Raw genomic sequence first — 17,210 nt, forward strand, 5'->3', positions numbered from 1 at the left:
GTCCTCACCCTCTGTTTCTCATTTTGTACTCGATCACCCGCTGATACATAGCCGATGCCATTGCGACGAACGGAATCATTCTGTATTTCGCCATCAGAAGCAGGCATGACCGTTTTGCGTCAAAAGGCGCAGTACCCGTTTTTGAAAGACTTTCTTGAAACACCGGGTCCGCGCATATCACGCCAACATTTCTAAGCTTTTCAAACAGCCGGCGGCTGCCGCTCGTTTTCCATTCATTCAGCATACAGATGCTGCTGTGAAGAACGATAAAGGTATCAAGCTCCTTGCGGTACTCCTCCAGTTTGTTGTTCTCCTGTAAAAACGCCGCATTCGCCTCATACAGCGCAAGTCCTGATTCAAACAATTTTTTCTGATAGCGCTGCACAATGGAGGAAAGGTGAATTCGGTAATGATAGAGCGGCGTTTTTACGTAGGATACTGAGCGGGCGAAAAAATGAGCCCTGAAGCTGAAAAACTGATCCTCGACATGCTCCAGCTCGCCTCGGAGCGGAAACGACAGCCGATGGGCTTCAATCATGCTTCTTCTGTACAGTTTGTTCCATGAAAACCCTCTGACCTTCCCTTCGAATAACGCCTTGATATAGTGCTCCTTCGGCTGATCCTGATAGGTTTGGGCAATGTCTGAGTCCATGGTTTTGCCAGTGTCCTCAAACTCTGCGGCGTAATTGCAAATGACCAGATCAGTTTCACCGCCTGCTGCCCGGAGCATCTGCTCGCAATAATCAGGTTCAATCCAATCGTCTGAATCGATAAACGCGATAAATTCGCCGCGTGCCGCCTCAATGCCTTTATTCCGAACCGCACCGAGACCCTGGTTCTCTTGATGAATCACCTTGAACCTGTTGTCCATTTTGGCGTATTCTTCGGCGATATCCGGGCTGGCGTCTGCTGAACCGTCATTAACAATGATGATTTCTATGTTGTCCACTGTCTGGTTCCGCAGTGATTCGAGACACGTTCTGATATATGTTTCTGTGTTATAAACAGCGACTAACAGACTAACCGCAGGTGTTTCCATAATGACCGGCTCCTCTTGCATAAATTACCGGGAAAAAATCGTTCTGTAAGGCAGAACGGATGAATCAACCGGCATAAGCAAATAACTGTAAAGAAAATAACAAACAACGATAGCGATATAGATAAGGGCGTTCGATTTTTCATCAAATATCCTGACGAAATAAGGGACTAAGATCATTTGATACAGACCAAAATAAATATTGAATCTGGCAAAAATCACGTCCTTTGTGGCCAAAAGGCCGAACAAAAAACCAAGCAGGCACAAATTAACGACAATATCGATTTGCGGCCACAGACTCCGCAATCGTTCTTTATAGCAAAATGCAAGGAACAGCGGCAGAACCAAAACAGCGATTTTGATCACATTCATTCCATTTGTGTTCGTCATGAGCCATTTTTCATAATGGCTGTATGAGCTGTTTTCAAGTACAACGACAAACACAGAAATAAATTTTTGATATAAAAATGTCATGCCGAGAAACAAAGCGGATAGGCCGAATATCGCCGGTGACCAGGCTTTTCTTCTGACAATAAAGTACACTGGAATCATAATCAGCGCCGACGAATGAAAGAGCGAGCTGACCAGCACAATCAGGAAATATCGCTTCCAGTTCCCACTGATGATATAACGGATCGCCCAAAACAAAACAGCTGCCACCATGTATTGCCTGATGCCGTTAAAAGACGCGTAGTAATGAAAGGTTCCCAAAAATAAAAAGACACTCAGCTCAAACGGCCTGCCATAGTCGGCGAGTGTCTTCATAATAAAGCTGTAGGTCACGACCGCGACCGTAAAATACATGATTTGAGGATCTTCCGTGATGAAATTCATCAGCCAAAGGAGTGCGGTAAACCCCGGATCTGTCGCTGTTTTGGCTGTGCCGAAACCGAATATCTGCCACACATTTTGATAATCGCCCGCCAATTCGTACAGCAGCGTGTACGTCTGAAAATCCGTGCCGACTCGATAGCGGAGACCTGACACGAGCACAAGTGAAGCGAGCGGAATCCAGATCAAAAGCTTATTCGGCCGATACCCCGTGGCAAGCGAATCGTCACGGCCGCCGCACATTTTAGCGAACCAAGACCAAATAAATACAATCCCCATATTGACGGCATATACAATCATCGGTTATGGTCCTTTTCCGTGCTGATGTTGTATACATTTAGCAGCGCTCCTACATTTTGCTGTGCATCGTAGCCAAGTTGAGCGAGTGTTTCTTTGATGAACTCACGCTTCGGCCTGCCTGCGGCGGCCGCCCTTGCAATGGTTTCAGCCCAGACGCTGATCGGCTCAGAAAGACTTAATCTTGTGACAAGCCCGAGACCGGCGTCGACTTTTTCTGTAATGCTGTCTGAAATGATGCATGGAAGCCCCGACGCCTGCGCTTCCACAAGCACAACCGGCAAGCCTTCGTACAGAGACGGCATGACAAATACATCAAATGTGCGCATCAGTTCATGGATCCGTTCTTCCGTGCCTAAAAAGAGGACGTCTGATAGCAAATTCTGCTGCCGCGCATCCTCCTCTATCTCCCCGCGCAACGGCCCGTCTCCCGCCAGAACGAGCTGAAAGCGAACGCCCCTTTCTTTGAGATGTGCGGCAAGTTTCAGCAGGAACGCGTGGTTTTTCACTTCATGAAACCGGGCCACATGGCCGATGATGAGCCGATCGGCTGCAATGCCGCGTGCTGCTTTTTCTTCATCAGCCGCCTGTCCATTTGGGGCGAACAACTCAAGGTCAATCCCGTTAGGAAGAAGGTGAACACGCTCCCGCTCCATGTTGGACTGTCCAAATAAAAACCTGCCCGCATCCTCTCCACAGGCACACAGCGCTGTCGCATTTGCCAAAATGAGCCGCCTGAACACGAGCAGCTGCAAGCGATCCTTCCAATTGAAGCCGGTCTTCCAAGACGTATTGTGGGAATGGCATACCCTGACCGGCACTCCGGCGAGCCTTGCCGCAAGGGCGATAAAACCCGTTTGGAAATCCGTGTGCGCATGAACGGCGCTGAACGGCCCGTTTTCTTTTATCGCGTTTCTCACATTCCTCACAAATGTAAGGGGATTGCTTTGCCCGATGCTCGGGACATAAAAAAGCCGCCCGCCTAAAGATAAAATCTCTTCATCATAAGCGCACGGATCATTTCGATACGTTAAAAAATCAAATTGCACTTTGCTTTTGTCCATCTTCCGATATAAATTCATTACCATGGTTTCCGCGCCGCCCCTGTTCATGCCGCTGAGAACATGGAGCACGCGCTTTTGGCTGCTATTCATGCTTGACAAACCCTTCCTTTTGGTTCATCACTCTTTTTTTATGGTAGCGATTCATCACGGCTGGAGGCATAAAGGCGCGGATTAACGGTTTTGCGATATATATGTAATCAGATAAAGGAAGCTTCAAGCGTCTGCACGCCTGATAGACAAGAATGGCATTGTCGATTGAATACGTAAATGACCGCCGTTTGAATGCATCGCTGTCTTCCCTCACTTTATACAAGGCTTCCTGAAGATTATAGCCCCTGAAGCCCTCTTCAAAAAAGCGAAGCCACAAATCAATATCTTCCATTCGTCTCGTCCGCCGCACCGACCGGTAGCCTTTCAGCGTGCGGTAGGCACTCGCTCTCATCATAATCGTGCCGTGGCAAAATGGGGTCCCTTTTGCCATGATGCCCGGCTCCGGAACAGAAGGCAGAATGCGGGCGCCTCTTACGCCAAATTCATCAAATACAAGCATGCCGGTGCCAACCACCTGATAGTGTCGGTGCTTTTCTAAAAACGCGACCTGCTTTTCCAGACGGCGCGGAAACGAAAGGTCATCTCCGTCCTGACGTGCAATATAATCGCCTGTCGCATGCGAAAGACAATGATTTAATGATGCGGCAAGCCGCTTGTTTGTTTTGTTTTGAATCAGTTTGATGCGGTCGCTGTAATGAGCGGCATACTGCTTCGCGATGCGGAGCGTGCCGTCTGTTGACGCATCATCGCACAAAATCAGCTCCCAATTTTTATAGGATTGGCTGAGAATGGATTCTATGCTTTCTGCCAAAGTGCGTTCGCAATTATAAATGCCCATAATGACAGAAACTTTCGGTCCTGAGTTCATACGCTTTTCTCCTTTGTATCCATATCCATGTACGCGGAATAAATATCTGCCATTTCTTCCACCGTTCGCGCCTCCGAGAAGCGCAAGGCTGTTTTTCGGCCTTCCTGTCCCAGCTTTCGGCAGAGCTCCGGCTTATGGTAAAGCTGTTCAATCCGGCGGGCAAAAGCAGCACTGTCACCGATTTTGATCAGAAAACCGTTTTCTCCGTCGCGAATGATTTCCCGATGCCCGCGATTATCTGTGGCGATCGCCGGTTTTTCTGCCGCCATTCCCTCAAGCACATTCATGCCGAGGCCCTCTCTAATGCTGGATGCGACAGATACATCCGCAAGCTGAATCAGCTCATGTATGTCGCTGCAAAAGCCGTAAAAACAGACATTGGCGGAGGCACCAAGCTTTTCAGCTAACGTTTGATACGTTTGTTCCATTGCCCCTTCCCCGGCAAACACAAGGCGGAGCGAAGGAGTTTTTTCTTTTAGCAAGGCTGCGGCTTCTATTAACTGCTTCTGGTTTTTGTTCAGATTGAGCTCAGCCGGATAAACCAATATAAAATCATCTTCACGGAACCCGTGCTTTTCTCTGAGTCTTTGCTGCTCTATCGGACTGACAGGCCGGAAACGCTCGGTATTGACGCCAATGCCGTGAATTTTCTGCGTCCTTCCGCCCGGCCTTTGAAGTCCTTTCGCCCGTGTGTAATCCTCTTCATTAATCGTAATCAGGCAGTCCGTATATGCTGAAAGCCATTTCTCGACCGGATAGTATAGAAGCCAATTTTTTATTGGTGCTCCTTTGCAGAAGTGAAATCCGTGCGCTGTATACAGCACCTTTGTTCCGTGCCGCCGTGCCTGCCTCGCCGCTAGTCTGGCGAGAACGCCGCCGACCGGTGTATGGCAATGGACAATGTCGTATTCATAGGTGTCGATCACTTTCTTCAGCTGCCTATAAACGGCCAGGTTCTGAGGGTCAAAAGGTGACCTGCGAATCGGGATGGAGAATTTCTCATCCACATACGGCAGCTTGGTTTGTCCGTTCGCGGCGACATGAACCTCCCAGCCCATTCGCTTGAACCATTTAAAATAAGGGAGGTGAAAGGCCTTAAAATGATAATCAACAGTCGCGCAAAACAATATCTTTTTCGTCATTTTCACTCCCCCTAATGAACGCTGGCAGCCGTCATTTCTTCTGATGTATTGATTGCCGCAAACAGCCTCGCTCTCAGGTCGGCTTCCGGCAGCTCAGTGAAATCCTCGATAAAGCGCATCAGCACCGGCCAATCGCCGTCCACCGCTTTACCGATGTGAATTTTTGGAAATATTTGTTCAGCATGGACTTCATTTTTGTTCAGTAATTCTTCATACATTTTTTCGCCCGGACGAATGCCTGTGAATTCGATCGGAATCTGCTCAGTCGTGTAGCCGGACAAATGAATGAGGTTTTTGGCAAGATCCACAATCTTTACGGGCTCTCCCATATCGAGAACGAAAATTTGACGCCCTTTCGCCAGTGCCCCAGCCTGAATCACAAGCCTTGATGCCTCGGGAATCGTCATGAAATAGCGGGTCATTGCCGGATGTGTTACTGTTACCGGGCCGCCTTTTTCAATCTGTTTTTTGAAAATCGGAATGACGCTGCCGCGGCTCCCGAGTACATTGCCGAAGCGAACAGCGACAAATTTGGTTCTGCTGACTTTCCCAAGATTCATAATAATCATCTCTGCGAATCGTTTTGTCGCCCCCATTACATTGGCTGGGTTCACCGCTTTGTCCGATGAAATCAGCACGAATGTCTCTGTTCCCGACATATCGGCTGCTTCCGCGACATTTTTTGTTCCGATAATATTGTTTTTGACCGCCTCTTCAGGATTGTGTTCCATTAAAGGCACATGCTTATGGGCAGCTGCATGATAGACAACATGCGGCTCGTATTTTTTCATCAAGGTAAACATTTTATCGCGGTCCTGCACATCAGCGATTTCCGTATGGAACACAATGTGTTTGCCGAATCGTCCGTTCAGCTCTGTATAAATCGAATGAATGCTGTTTTCCCCATGGCCGAGCAGAATGATTTCCTTAGGCAAAAACGCGCTGATCTGCCGGCAGATTTCCGAGCCGATTGATCCGCCCGCTCCCGTGACGAGAACTGTTTTTCCTTTGATGCGGTTCGAAATTTCGCTAGTGTCGAGGGTTACCGGCTTTCTGCCGAGCAAGTCCTCAGCTTTTACATCTCTGATTTGTCCGGCAGTTCGTGTGCCAAGCAGCATTTCATCAAAATGAGGCATAATTTTGATGCTTACCCCGGTTCGCACACATTCTTTATATAACACCTGAAGCTCATGGGTGCGGAGTGAAGGAATGGCAATAATAATATAATTAATTTTGAGCTTTTGCACCGCAGGCATGATACTTTCTTTTCCGCCGATTACGGGCAGCCCCATAATTTCTAATTTATGCTTCGTTTGGTCGTCATCAATAAAAGCGACAGGTATGATATCAGGTTCATCTTTCGAAAGCAGCTGCCTGACCATCAGAGTCCCGCCTGAGCCTGCCCCGATAATCAGCGCGCGGGACGAGGCGCAGCGTTTTTTCCTGATGCTTTCGTTTAATACTCTGGATAAAATACGGGTCCCTCCAATAGACAAAAGCTGAAGCACCCAGCACGCGGTTAACAGACGGAAGAACATCGTGTGATACACAGCATACTGAATGACGCCGGTCACAGCGGCGGAAAGCGTAATGCCCTTAAGCAGGACAATCAGCTCGCCGAGTCCGGTGTATGTCCACACCTGTTTATACTGATTGAACAGGAAAGCACACACATGATAGCTGAGGAGCAAGCTGACAGCGGTAAGCAGTAATGCTCCGGAGTCATAAAATTGATAGGAATCTTTTAAAAATTGATATCCTGCAATAACTGAATTTAAAACGAGGTAAGTATCCAGCGCAATAATCATTGACAGTCTTCTCCGGTAACTCAACCTTTTCCCCCCTAATTCTTTTATCGGTTTAGCTGCGGCGGTTTTCGTCTCTCCAAAAAATCGACAGCAGCTAAACCGACAATACGTCCTATGTATATATGAGATAAGTGGGCATTTAACCCATCCTCACGCCCCGCCAGCGACGACCAGCATCTAAGGCAGCAACTTCAGCTGCCCACAGCAGAGCCGAGTGCCTCCATTGATACAGGTCAGGAGACATCACCTTTACAAAAACTAGTAGGAATAGTGTTCCGATTTTTTCATTTTCTTTTTGTTTAAAAGAGCGCCTAACAGCTTCGCATTGGATTGTTCCAGTGCATCTTTTGCTTTCAGAACGGTTTCTGTTTTTGTTTTTCCGCTTAAAACGACGAGCACGCTGCCGTCTGTTTGATTTGCAAGAATCTGAGCATCTGCAACAGCCAAAAGCGGAGGGGAATCAAAGATGACGAGGCTGAATTGTTCATAGATCTCAGATATTAAATCTCCCATTGCTTTTGAAGACAGCAGTTCTGCCGGGTTTGGCGGGGTCGGCCCGCTTGTCAGTACATATAAGTTATCAATCGGCGTCTTTTGCACCGTCTCACTGAGTGAAGCATTGCCGACCAGCACATTTGTCAGCCCGATTACATTATCAACCTGAAACGTCTGATTGATGGTTGGCTTTCTTAAATCGGCATCCACCAGCAGTACTTTCTTTTCCTGCTGCTGCGCAAAGACAGCCGCAAGATTCGCTGCACTGAACGATTTACCTTCACCAGGCACAGAGGAGGTGACGAGGATAGATCGCAAGTTGGTCTGGACAGATGAGAACTCAATGTTTGTCCGAATGGTGCGATATTGTTCCGCAACAACTGATTTATTGTGTAAAACAGATATTTGAGCCAAACCTCGCCTTGCTTTCTTTTTTCTAAAGATCACTCGCTTCACTCCCCGAAATGTTTTATCCCGCGATTCCGCCCTTTGTGGACATCAGGAACGGAGCCTAAGCATGGCAATCCGGTTCTCTCGCTGAGCTGCCGTGCGCTTTTGCATGTATCATCGAGAAAATGCAGAAAAAATGCCAGTGTAATGCCGCCCATGACAGCAGCGCCAAAAGCCATGACCATATTTCGCAGCCTGGCCGGCTTGATCATCGGGCTTTCAGAAGCCTTCGCCTCTGATAATATATGTACGCCTTGTACATTCATTCTTTCATCTACTTCTTTTTCAAACTTATTCACTAACGTGTTCGCAATCTCAGCCGCTTTCGCCGGATCGTGATCCTGGACGGCAACGTTGATAATTTCTGATTCATTTTCACTGCTGGTGATTACTTTTCCTTTCAGCGAGGAAGCCGATTCAGATAGGTGCAATTCCGCCTTAACTTCTTCCATCAAGGCAGTGCTTTTCATAATCGATTGGAACGTGCTGCTGTACTGAAGATTTCGCTGGATGTCACTGAGATTCGAGTTTTCTTCACCGTCTGATTCATGAATCAGCACCTGTGTCGACGCCTGATAGGTCGGTGAAATAACCTTTAATTGCACAAAACCCGTAATCAGGGTAACGCCGATTGTGATGAGCAGAATCAGCACGAATCTGTGTCTGACAATCGCATATAATTCTTTAAAACTCATATTCTCATTCATGTATTCATAGCCTTCAGCCTTCCCGCGGCTGGCTTCCCGCGCCCCTTTCTGTTAATGATTGGATTATAAAAGAAAATAGTATTATTTAAAAATTGCAAAATAAGCCAATAAGTTCTCTTTAGAGAACAAAATCATGATTTTCCTCTTATTTACTGCACTTCCCTTATTATTTTAAATTTTATAAAGAACGAAAAATTCCTTATAATGAACAAAATAACGACAGGAATAGAGGAGAATTACATATTATGATTGGAAGAATTATCCGTTTGTACCGTAAAAGAAAAGGCTATTCTATTAATCAGCTGGCTGTTGAGTCAGGCGTATCCAAATCCTATTTAAGCAAGATTGAAAGAGGCGTTCACAAGAATCCGTCCGTTCAATTTTTAAAAAAAGTTTCTGCCACTCTGGAAGTTGAATTAACAGAATTATTTGACGCAGAAACAATGATGTATGAAAAAATCAGCGGCGATGAAGAAGAATGGCGCGTACATTTAGTGCAAGCCGTACAAGCGGGGATGGAAAAGGAAGAATTGTTCACTTTTACGAACAGGCTCAAGAAAGAACAGCCTGAAACTGCCTCTTACCGCAACCGCAAACTGACGGAATCCAATATAGAAGAATGGAAAGCGCTGATGGCGGAAGCAAGAGAAATCGGCTTGACTGTCCATGAAGTCAAATCCTTTTTAAAAACAATGGGAAGATGATGATCGGTTAAGGGCTAACGTTCGCATCTGCAGGGTAAATCTGTTTATAATGGGGGAAAAAGGGAGAGAACACAATGACTCATCAAATAGTAACGACTCAATACGGCAAAGTAAAAGGCACAACGGAAAACGGCGTACATAAGTGGAAAGGAATCCCCTATGCCAAGCCGCCTGTCGGACAATGGCGTTTTAAAGCACCTGAGCCGCCTGAAGTGTGGGAAGATGTACTTGATGCCACAGCGTACGGCCCTGTTTGCCCGCAGCCGTCTGATTTGCTGTCACTATCGTATGCTGAACTGCCGCGCCAGTCCGAGGATTGCTTGTATCTCAATGTATTTGCGCCTGACACTCCAAGTCAAAACCTGCCTGTCATGGTGTGGATTCACGGAGGCGCTTTTTATCTTGGAGCAGGCAGTGAGCCATTGTATGATGGATCAAAACTTGCGGCGCAGGGAGAGGTCATTGTCGTTACACTGAACTATCGGCTGGGGCCGTTTGGCTTTTTGCACTTGTCTTCATTTGATGAGGCGTATTCCGATAACCTTGGGCTTTTAGACCAAGCCGCCGCGCTGAAATGGGTGCGAGAGAATATCTCAGCGTTTGGCGGTGATCCCGATAACGTAACAGTATTTGGAGAATCCGCCGGCGGCATGAGCATTGCCGCGCTGCTTGCTATGCCTGCGGCAAAAGGCCTGTTCCAGAAAGCAATCATGGAAAGCGGCGCTTCCCGAACGATGACGAAAGAACAAGCGGCGAGCACCTCGGCAGCCTTTTTACAGGTCCTTGGGATTAACGAGGGCCAACTGGATAAATTGCATACGGTTTCTGCGGAAGATTTGCTTAAAGCCGCCGATCAGCTTCGGATTGCAGAAAAAGAAAATATCTTTCAGCTGTTCTTCCAGCCCGCCCTTGATCCGAAAACGCTCCCTGCTGAACCAGAAAAAGCGATCGCAGAAGGGGCTGCTTCCGGCATTCCGCTATTAATCGGAACAACCCGTGATGAAGGATATTTATTTTTCACCCCGGATTCAGACGTTCATTCTCAGGAAACGCTTGATGCAGCGCTCGAGTATTTACTAGGGAAGCCGCTGGCAGAGAAAGCAGCCGATTTGTATCCGCGTTCTTTGGAAAGCCAAATTCATATGATGACTGATTTATTATTTTGGCGCCCTGCCGTCGCCTATGCATCCGCACAGTCTCATTACGCCCCTGTCTGGATGTACCGGTTCGATTGGCACCCGGAGAAGCCGCCGTACAATAAAGCGTTTCACGCATTAGAGCTTCCTTTTGTCTTTGGAAATCTGGACGGGTTGGAACGAATGGCAAACGCGGAGGTTACCGATGAAGTGAAACAGCTTTCTCACATGATACAATCAGCATGGATCACATTCGCCAAAACAGGAAACCCAAGCACCGAAGCTGTGAATTGGCCGGCGTATCATGAAGAAACAAGAGAGACGCTGATTTTAGATTCGGAGATTGTGATCGAAAACGATCCGGATTCTGAAAAAAGGCAGAAACTATTCCCTCCAAAAGGAGAATAAACATGAGGAAAACAGGATACATTGGCGCTGCCATTGTTGTGGCAGCTTGTATCATTATTTTATCGGCCGTGGTATGTTTGCGGGACAAAGCCTATTACCAGCCTATGCGCTGGACTGGCATCATACTGTTTTTCGCGGGAATTATGATGGTTCCCACATACTCAGCAAAAAAAAACCCGGAAAAGAGAAGTAATTCTCTTTTCCGGGTTTTTATGTTTATTATAATCTTCCCGCGCGAATATCGTCTGTCATTCCCTCATAAGGAGCCTTCGAAATCACTTCTTCGTTGTCGACTCCTTCATTTTTTAGAAATGTAATTTCCGCAAATTCAGGTACAACGTATTTTGGATACGTTTCATATTTTTCGCGGGATTCTTCCATCAAATCAATGTGGTCATTTTGGTAGCAAACCGTAATTTCAGGATGTTCATGCACCCATTTCGGGAAGAAAATAATGCCGTGCATGCGTTTTTCATTTGGCATAAAGTTTAATGAAACATCCGTGCCAGTCGGCTCTGTCCAAGACACTTTATATACGCCTTCTGTCAGTTTGACAATATTCACTTCCTGATCCCGAACCCAGCGTCCGGCAACCATTCCGCTATGAATTCTATAATCAATTGTATGGTCGTTTTTAATATAAATCTCGTATTCCCATCCGTTTTCATACGTATAAATCATGTGGCTTCCGATAAAGTTTTCCATCTTACACACTCTCCTTAGTCTTTTACTGTACTTCATAAATGTCTAGTAGAACGTAATCAGGGGTTCTTTCTGCGGAACCGATAAACAAGCGGTCATGGAGCCATTGATAGACTTCACTGCCTGTTTCAAACGTCGGTACCGTACGAAAATAAACATGCTCCGGATCAATAATTTCCCCGGCTGCCGCTTGTTTTCGAAACGGCTCGCTGACTTGCCGTATTCCATTGTTTTCAATGTAAATCAGTTCATGATCTGCTGTTTCAATCACATACCTGGCAGATAAATCAGTTCTGCCGTCAGCGCGAATCATTTGTGAATCGGCACCGCCCGGCAAAATACGTCCCTTTACTTCCCCGGTTATTGTTCCCGAACGAATCGGAATGAATCGTCTCAGTCCCAGGCCTGTCTCGCCAATCGTGATAGGCGGATCAACCTTGATTTCTAAAGAGGCGAATGGTTTTAAAACCGGCTTCTTCATGAGCACCACCTCACCTTCAGAAAAAATCATGTAACTATTTACATGTTTACTTTAACACCATTGCAGTTAACTGTCAAACAATAGGAACATAAAAAAACAAGGACTGTTTGAAGACAGTCCTTGTCTGAAGCTAGCTTTGATAAGCAAGATATGTGCTGACAGTGCTTTTGGCAAGACAGGCAGAGGAATCTATAATCGGAATCTCACTTTGAATATGATCTAACACCGCATTTAAATCCGTGCAGGCTGAAATGATGATGTCTGCATGCTGACTGATTTCTTCATATAGCGTCTGCCACAATACTTGTGTATGCTGCATATGATTTGGCTGTTTGATTGCGGCGATAAGCTGGTTCACAGCCTGCTGCCAATGGTCCTTGTGAACAACTTCTTGTCCATTTTCCTCCAGAACTTTTTGGTAGATGGCGGATTGGATGGTTGGCTCTGTTCCTAAAACCACCGCTTTTTTTGCAGGATGCGGAATCTCTTTTATCGTTTCCTCAACAATATGCAACATAGGAACCGACAGTGCCTGCTGAATCTCTTCATAGTAGACATGCGCCGTATTACAAGGCAGCGCAATGAAATCCACGCCTGTTTTCTCGAGCTTTACCGCTCCGTCGATAATCGCTTTTTTCATCTCGTCATGGTCAATTGGACGATCTGCATAGAAGGGCGTCGGGCATGAATAGATCATCATGTGCGGGTAGTCAATATCGTTTGAAGCCCCATACAGCTTCTGACAGTAATCAATCACCTTATCAATAAACGGCGAGGTCGATTTCGGCCCCATTCCGGCTAATATTCCGATCATCAAATTCATTCCTTTCTACTTCGTACGGACCGCTTCTTCTTCTGTGCCATCCTCATAGAGGATAAAGCTTTTCGCTGCATCCTCACCTAACATGAATTCAATTTCAACAGGCAATGACCGCAGAAAAAAACGGGTTTCCGAAGAAGGAAACAACTCCAGTCTCAGCTGTCCAGTGATCTCCAAATAAAGCCGTTCATTCTCGGCTGTCACCCGTGCAGCCGTCCCATCCTGCAACAGGTAGCTGCCAACATAGCGGCTGTATATTGCCGTATCAATTGCTTTTTTCTTTTTATCAGCAGGACGTTCCGGGACCTCATATGGCTGGCCAAATAGAATATGTTCCGCCGCCTTCAGAATCGCTTGTTCATATTCAGTATCCTCTTCCTTATTACTCAAATAGATCAGCGTTTTACGATGATCGATATATCGGATCATCATCGTCGAATAGCCGGGCCATCCTCCGCTGTGGCTGACAACCCGCCCTTTTTCAGGACTGTTTTGCAGTACCCAGCCAAAGCCATAATCAATTGTTTCTCCATTGTTGAGGCGCACTGGAGAAAACGCAGATTCCTTAGAAGCCTTGCTGATGAAATCGTCCTGATATAAAGCCTGATCAAATCGAAACAAATCGCTTGTGACAGAGTTCACCGTCCCATCTCCCTGTATGCCATCGAGATACACAACATAGTTCGTTTCCTCCAGCTCATCAGGGAGGACGTATGTTTCGGAATGTACATCATACACATATCCATATGCATAATGATCAATTCGCTCAGGCGAAAGCCTCCTGTTATACACTCTTGTTTCATTCATGCCGATCGGTGAAAAAATACTTGTTTTCATAAAATCCGCATAGCTCATGCCAGATGCTTTTTCAATGATAACCGCCAGCAGAACATACCCTGTATTGCTGTACAGCCAGCCTTCATTCGGCTCAAAATAACCGGGCAGCCCCTCATTCATCAGCATATCGACAATATCCTGATTCACCGCAATCTTGTGTGGATCCCAATTGGCAAAAAACCATCCCATATAATCAGGAAGCCCTGACGTATGGTTCAATAAATGCCGAATCGTTACGCCCTGATACGGAAAACCGGGCAGCCAGCGATCCACTTTATCTTCATAGCCAAGAATCCCCTTCTCCTCCAGCAAGATGATTCCCAATGCTGTAAAAGGCTTTGACAAAGACGCTAACTCAAACAAAGAGTTGATTTTCAACGGGCGTTTTTCCGTCATTTCCGCATAGCCAAAAGAGTGGTGATATAAAATATCGCCACCCTCCGCAGCCAGAACCGTCCCGTTAAACTGATGTTTTTCGCCTAATGTCTCAAATAACGTCTGAAGATGCTTTCTTTTATTCTGCTTCATTCCTCCACCTCCCATATCTCTGTACGTTACTAGGCTACTAACGTTTCAAATATTTTGAAAACAATAAAAAAAGCTGATCAATCCTCAAACAGGAAAAATCAACTTTAATATAGCGGTATTAGATCTGCATGAATCAAAAAATCCCCTTTTATGAAGTCGGAGAAGGAACTCTAGCGGCTGCAAAATGGGTTCTCGTAGTCGCTTGAGTGACTCCGGCGGCAGTACTCCTCATTGCAACTGTCACCGTATCTCCGGCGTTTAACTGAAGAATTTCCGTAATGGCTACGACAGCGGGGAGATTCCCTGCTTGAAATTGGTTATTTCCGCCGCCTACCACATCTTGATTCACGAGAAATACGACTTCTAAGTTGAAGCCAACATTCGCATTCGCTTGAAATTCAACTGATGCATTAAGAGAATACACGCCTGCTGTTCTCGGGGAAAATGTAGATGTGCCGGGGTTATATTCATTCGCCAAATCAAATTGGACATTTTGAAAAAGAACTCCGCTGGCTGCATTTGCAGCAACTGACAGATTCATATTGCTGGTGGCTCTGAAAGCAGAAATAGGCTGGTTCGTCATTGGTGCGAAGGACTGGTTTTGTTGAGCTGATGGGGTATTTCCATTTGTGACACTTGGTGATAAAAGGGGTTCTGGTCGATCGTTTCTCTTAATCCATTTAGTTGGCCGTGGCGGCATAACTTTTTCCTCCTTATAAGCCTTAAGCTTCTATCTTTATTTGCTAGTTAATACATTATTATATTGATCGTTACAGACATTGAAACGGTATCTGCCCGGACTGTACTCAAAAATAGAAATAACAGCAGCTGTTCCCAAAACGAATTACTGCTTTTTAATCCAAGAGGCATGCTTCACCAAGGCATCAGCTAATCTTATATGAAAGACCACAGTTAGAGATCCTTTTTAATCGATCAATAGGAAAATGAGATATTGTCATATTTTCTGAATTATGATGAAAAAGGCAACTTTATGCCCATGCAACAGAAGCTATAAAAAATACAGAGAATGAAAAGAAACAGATAGTTTTTTTAGTTCTTTAGGCCCTCAATCCGCAAATCCTTTTATGATTTTCTATCAAACAAAAGAGGAAAATAGACCAGTTGCAATCCAAACGAGAGTCTAATAGAATGAGGTCGAAAAGTAAATCGAGCGGGTTTGTTACTGATAAAGCAGGCAAGACCTAAAATGTGTAAAGGGCAAAGTGTATACTTTGGCGTCACCCCTTACATATTTTAGGTCTTTTTTTATTGTGCGTAACTAACTTGCCATCTTCAAATAGGAGGGCTGGAAGAAGCAGACCGCTAACACAGTACATAAAAAAGGAGACATGAACGATGAACATCAAAAAGTTTGCAAAACAAGCAACAGTATTAACCTTTACTACCGCACTGCTGGCAGGAGGCGCAACTCAAGCGTTTGCGAAAGAAACGAACCAAAAGCCATATAAGGAAACATACGGCATTTCCCATATTACACGCCATGATATGCTGCAAATCCCTGAACAGCAAAAAAATGAAAAATATCAAGTGCCTGAATTCGATTCGTCCACAATTAAAAATATCTCTTCTGCAAAAGGCCTGGACGTTTGGGACAGCTGGCCATTACAAAACGCTGACGGCACAGTCGCAAACTATCACGGCTACCACATCGTCTTTGCATTAGCCGGTGATCCTAAAAATGCGGATGACACATCGATTTACATGTTCTATCAAAAAGTCGGCGAAACTTCTATTGACAGCTGGAAAAATGCTGGCCGCGTCTTTAAAGACAGCGACAAATTCGATGCAAATGATTCTATCCTAAAAGACCAAACGCAAGAATGGTCAGGTTCAGCCACATTTACATCTGACGGAAAAATCCGTTTATTCTACACTGATTTCTCCGGTAAACATTACGGCAAACAAACACTGACAACTGCACAGGTTAACGTATCAGCATCAGACAGCTCTTTGAACATCAACGGTGTAGAGGATTATAAATCAATCTTTGACGGTGACGGCAAAACGTATCAAAATGTACAGCAGTTCATCGATGAAGGCAACTACAGCTCAGGCGACAACCATACGCTGAGAGATCCTCACTACGTAGAAGATAAAGGCCACAAATACTTAGTATTTGAAGCAAACACTGGAACTGAAGATGGCTACCAAGGCGAAGAATCTTTATTTAACAAAGCATACTATGGCAAAAGCACATCGTTCTTCCGTCAAGAAAGTCAAAAACTTCTGCAAAGCGATAAAAAACGCACGGCTGAGTTAGCAAACGGCGCCCTCGGCATGATTGAGCTAAACGATGACTACACACTGAAAAAAGTGATGAAACCGCTGATTGCATCTAACACAGTAACAGATGAAATTGAACGCGCGAACGTCTTTAAAATGAACGGCAAATGGTACCTGTTCACTGACTCCCGCGGATCAAAAATGACGATTGACGGCATTACGTCTAACGATATTTACATGCTTGGTTATGTTTCTAATTCTTTAACTGGCCCATACAAGCCGCTGAACAAAACTGGCCTTGTGTTAAAAATGGATCTTGATCCTAACGATGTAACCTTTACTTACTCACACTTCGCTGTACCTCAAGCGAAAGGAAACAATGTCGTGATTACAAGCTATATGACAAACAGAGGATTCTACGCAGACAAACAATCAACGTTTGCGCCAAGCTTCCTGCTGAACATCAAAGGCAAGAAAACATCTGTTGTCAAAGACAGCATCCTTGAACAAGGACAATTAACAGTTAACAAATAAAAACGCAAAAGAAAATGCCGATATCCTATTGGCATTTTCTTTTATTTCTTATCAACATAAAGGTGAA

The 17,210-nt window shown here is 45.5% G+C and carries 16 protein-coding genes and 1 pseudogene; 4 read left to right on the forward strand and 13 right to left on the reverse strand.

The window, feature by feature from the left end:
• Nucleotides 1–4 precede the first annotated feature (4 nt).
• From FB592_RS01830 to FB592_RS01865, 8 genes are all read right to left on the reverse strand, one after another.
• Nucleotides 5–1,039 carry a glycosyltransferase family 2 protein gene (locus FB592_RS01830; protein ID WP_141949202.1) on the reverse strand — a complete coding sequence of 345 codons (1,035 nt, stop codon included), beginning with the start codon at nucleotides 1,037–1,039 and terminating at the stop codon, nucleotides 5–7.
• A gap of 24 nt (nucleotides 1,040–1,063) precedes the next feature.
• Nucleotides 1,064–2,167 carry a biofilm exopolysaccharide biosynthesis protein EpsG gene (epsG, locus tag FB592_RS01835; protein WP_003228259.1) on the reverse strand — a complete coding sequence of 368 codons (1,104 nt, stop codon included), beginning with the start codon at nucleotides 2,165–2,167 and terminating at the stop codon, nucleotides 1,064–1,066.
• Nucleotides 2,164–3,318 carry a glycosyltransferase family 1 protein gene (locus FB592_RS01840; protein ID WP_141949203.1) on the reverse strand — a complete coding sequence of 385 codons (1,155 nt, stop codon included), beginning with the start codon at nucleotides 3,316–3,318 and terminating at the stop codon, nucleotides 2,164–2,166. Before FB592_RS01840 ends, epsG begins: the two co-directional genes overlap by 4 nt.
• Nucleotides 3,311–4,147, reverse strand: coding sequence for a glycosyltransferase EpsE (gene epsE, locus FB592_RS01845; protein ID WP_141949204.1), 837 nt, complete (start codon nucleotides 4,145–4,147; stop codon nucleotides 3,311–3,313). Before epsE ends, FB592_RS01840 begins: the two co-directional genes overlap by 8 nt.
• Nucleotides 4,144–5,289: a glycosyltransferase family 4 protein gene (locus FB592_RS01850; RefSeq protein WP_141949205.1), complete on the reverse strand. Its 1,146-nt coding sequence runs from the start codon at nucleotides 5,287–5,289 to the stop codon at nucleotides 4,144–4,146. Before FB592_RS01850 ends, epsE begins: the two co-directional genes overlap by 4 nt.
• Before the next feature lie 11 nt (nucleotides 5,290–5,300).
• Entirely contained in the window at nucleotides 5,301–7,121 is a 1,821-nt protein-coding gene (locus tag FB592_RS01855) for a polysaccharide biosynthesis protein (protein ID WP_185739354.1), read from the reverse strand.
• 234 nt (nucleotides 7,122–7,355) lie between these two features.
• The gene (gene epsB, locus FB592_RS01860; RefSeq protein ID WP_141949206.1) at nucleotides 7,356–8,039 is read right to left on the reverse strand and encodes a protein tyrosine kinase EpsB; all 684 of its coding nucleotides are present in this window, start codon (nucleotides 8,037–8,039) and stop codon (nucleotides 7,356–7,358) included.
• Nucleotides 8,040–8,044: 5 nt separating this feature from the next.
• A complete protein-coding gene (locus tag FB592_RS01865; protein WP_141949207.1) occupies nucleotides 8,045–8,749 on the reverse strand; it encodes a YveK family protein in 705 nt (234 codons plus the stop codon).
• 245 nt (nucleotides 8,750–8,994) lie between these two features.
• On the opposite strand from FB592_RS01865, the gene slrR reads away from it, so the two are divergent.
• The 3 genes and pseudogenes from slrR to FB592_RS01880 form a co-directional block, all read left to right on the forward strand.
• Nucleotides 8,995–9,453 carry an HTH-type transcriptional regulator SlrR gene (gene slrR / locus FB592_RS01870; protein ID WP_128441873.1) on the forward strand — a complete coding sequence of 153 codons (459 nt, stop codon included), beginning with the start codon at nucleotides 8,995–8,997 and terminating at the stop codon, nucleotides 9,451–9,453.
• 74 nt (nucleotides 9,454–9,527) lie between these two features.
• Nucleotides 9,528–10,997, forward strand: a complete 1,470-nt coding sequence (gene pnbA / locus FB592_RS01875) for a para-nitrobenzyl esterase (RefSeq protein WP_141949208.1) — start codon at nucleotides 9,528–9,530, stop codon at nucleotides 10,995–10,997.
• Between the two features lie 2 nt (nucleotides 10,998–10,999).
• Nucleotides 11,000–11,182 (forward strand): annotated as a pseudogene (locus tag FB592_RS01880) (hypothetical protein); the annotation flags it as partial.
• 34 nt (nucleotides 11,183–11,216) lie between these two features.
• On the opposite strand, the gene padC reads toward FB592_RS01880, so the two are convergent.
• The 5 genes from padC to FB592_RS01905 form a co-directional block, all read right to left on the reverse strand.
• On the reverse strand, nucleotides 11,217–11,702 hold the full coding sequence (gene padC / locus FB592_RS01885) for a phenolic acid decarboxylase (protein WP_003228238.1): 486 nt from the start codon (nucleotides 11,700–11,702) through the stop codon (nucleotides 11,217–11,219).
• Nucleotides 11,703–11,724: 22 nt separating this feature from the next.
• Nucleotides 11,725–12,180, reverse strand: a complete 456-nt coding sequence (locus tag FB592_RS01890; protein ID WP_141949209.1) for a DUF3237 domain-containing protein — start codon at nucleotides 12,178–12,180, stop codon at nucleotides 11,725–11,727.
• 130 nt (nucleotides 12,181–12,310) lie between these two features.
• Entirely contained in the window at nucleotides 12,311–12,994 is a 684-nt protein-coding gene (gene racX / locus FB592_RS01895; protein ID WP_141949210.1) for a broad specificity amino-acid racemase RacX, read from the reverse strand.
• Between the two features lie 15 nt (nucleotides 12,995–13,009).
• The gene (locus tag FB592_RS01900) at nucleotides 13,010–14,365 is read right to left on the reverse strand and encodes a serine hydrolase (RefSeq protein ID WP_141949211.1); all 1,356 of its coding nucleotides are present in this window, start codon (nucleotides 14,363–14,365) and stop codon (nucleotides 13,010–13,012) included.
• 148 nt (nucleotides 14,366–14,513) lie between these two features.
• On the reverse strand, nucleotides 14,514–15,065 hold the full coding sequence (locus FB592_RS01905; RefSeq protein WP_141949212.1) for a C1q-like domain-containing protein: 552 nt from the start codon (nucleotides 15,063–15,065) through the stop codon (nucleotides 14,514–14,516).
• Nucleotides 15,066–15,721: 656 nt separating this feature from the next.
• On the opposite strand from FB592_RS01905, the gene sacB reads away from it, so the two are divergent.
• Nucleotides 15,722–17,143: a levansucrase gene (gene sacB, locus FB592_RS01910; RefSeq protein WP_001022105.1), complete on the forward strand. Its 1,422-nt coding sequence runs from the start codon at nucleotides 15,722–15,724 to the stop codon at nucleotides 17,141–17,143.
• Nucleotides 17,144–17,210: the final 67 nt, after the last annotated feature.

This window comes from Bacillus sp. SJZ110, assembly GCF_006715455.1.
Lineage (GTDB): Bacteria > Bacillota > Bacilli > Bacillales > Bacillaceae > Bacillus > Bacillus subtilis.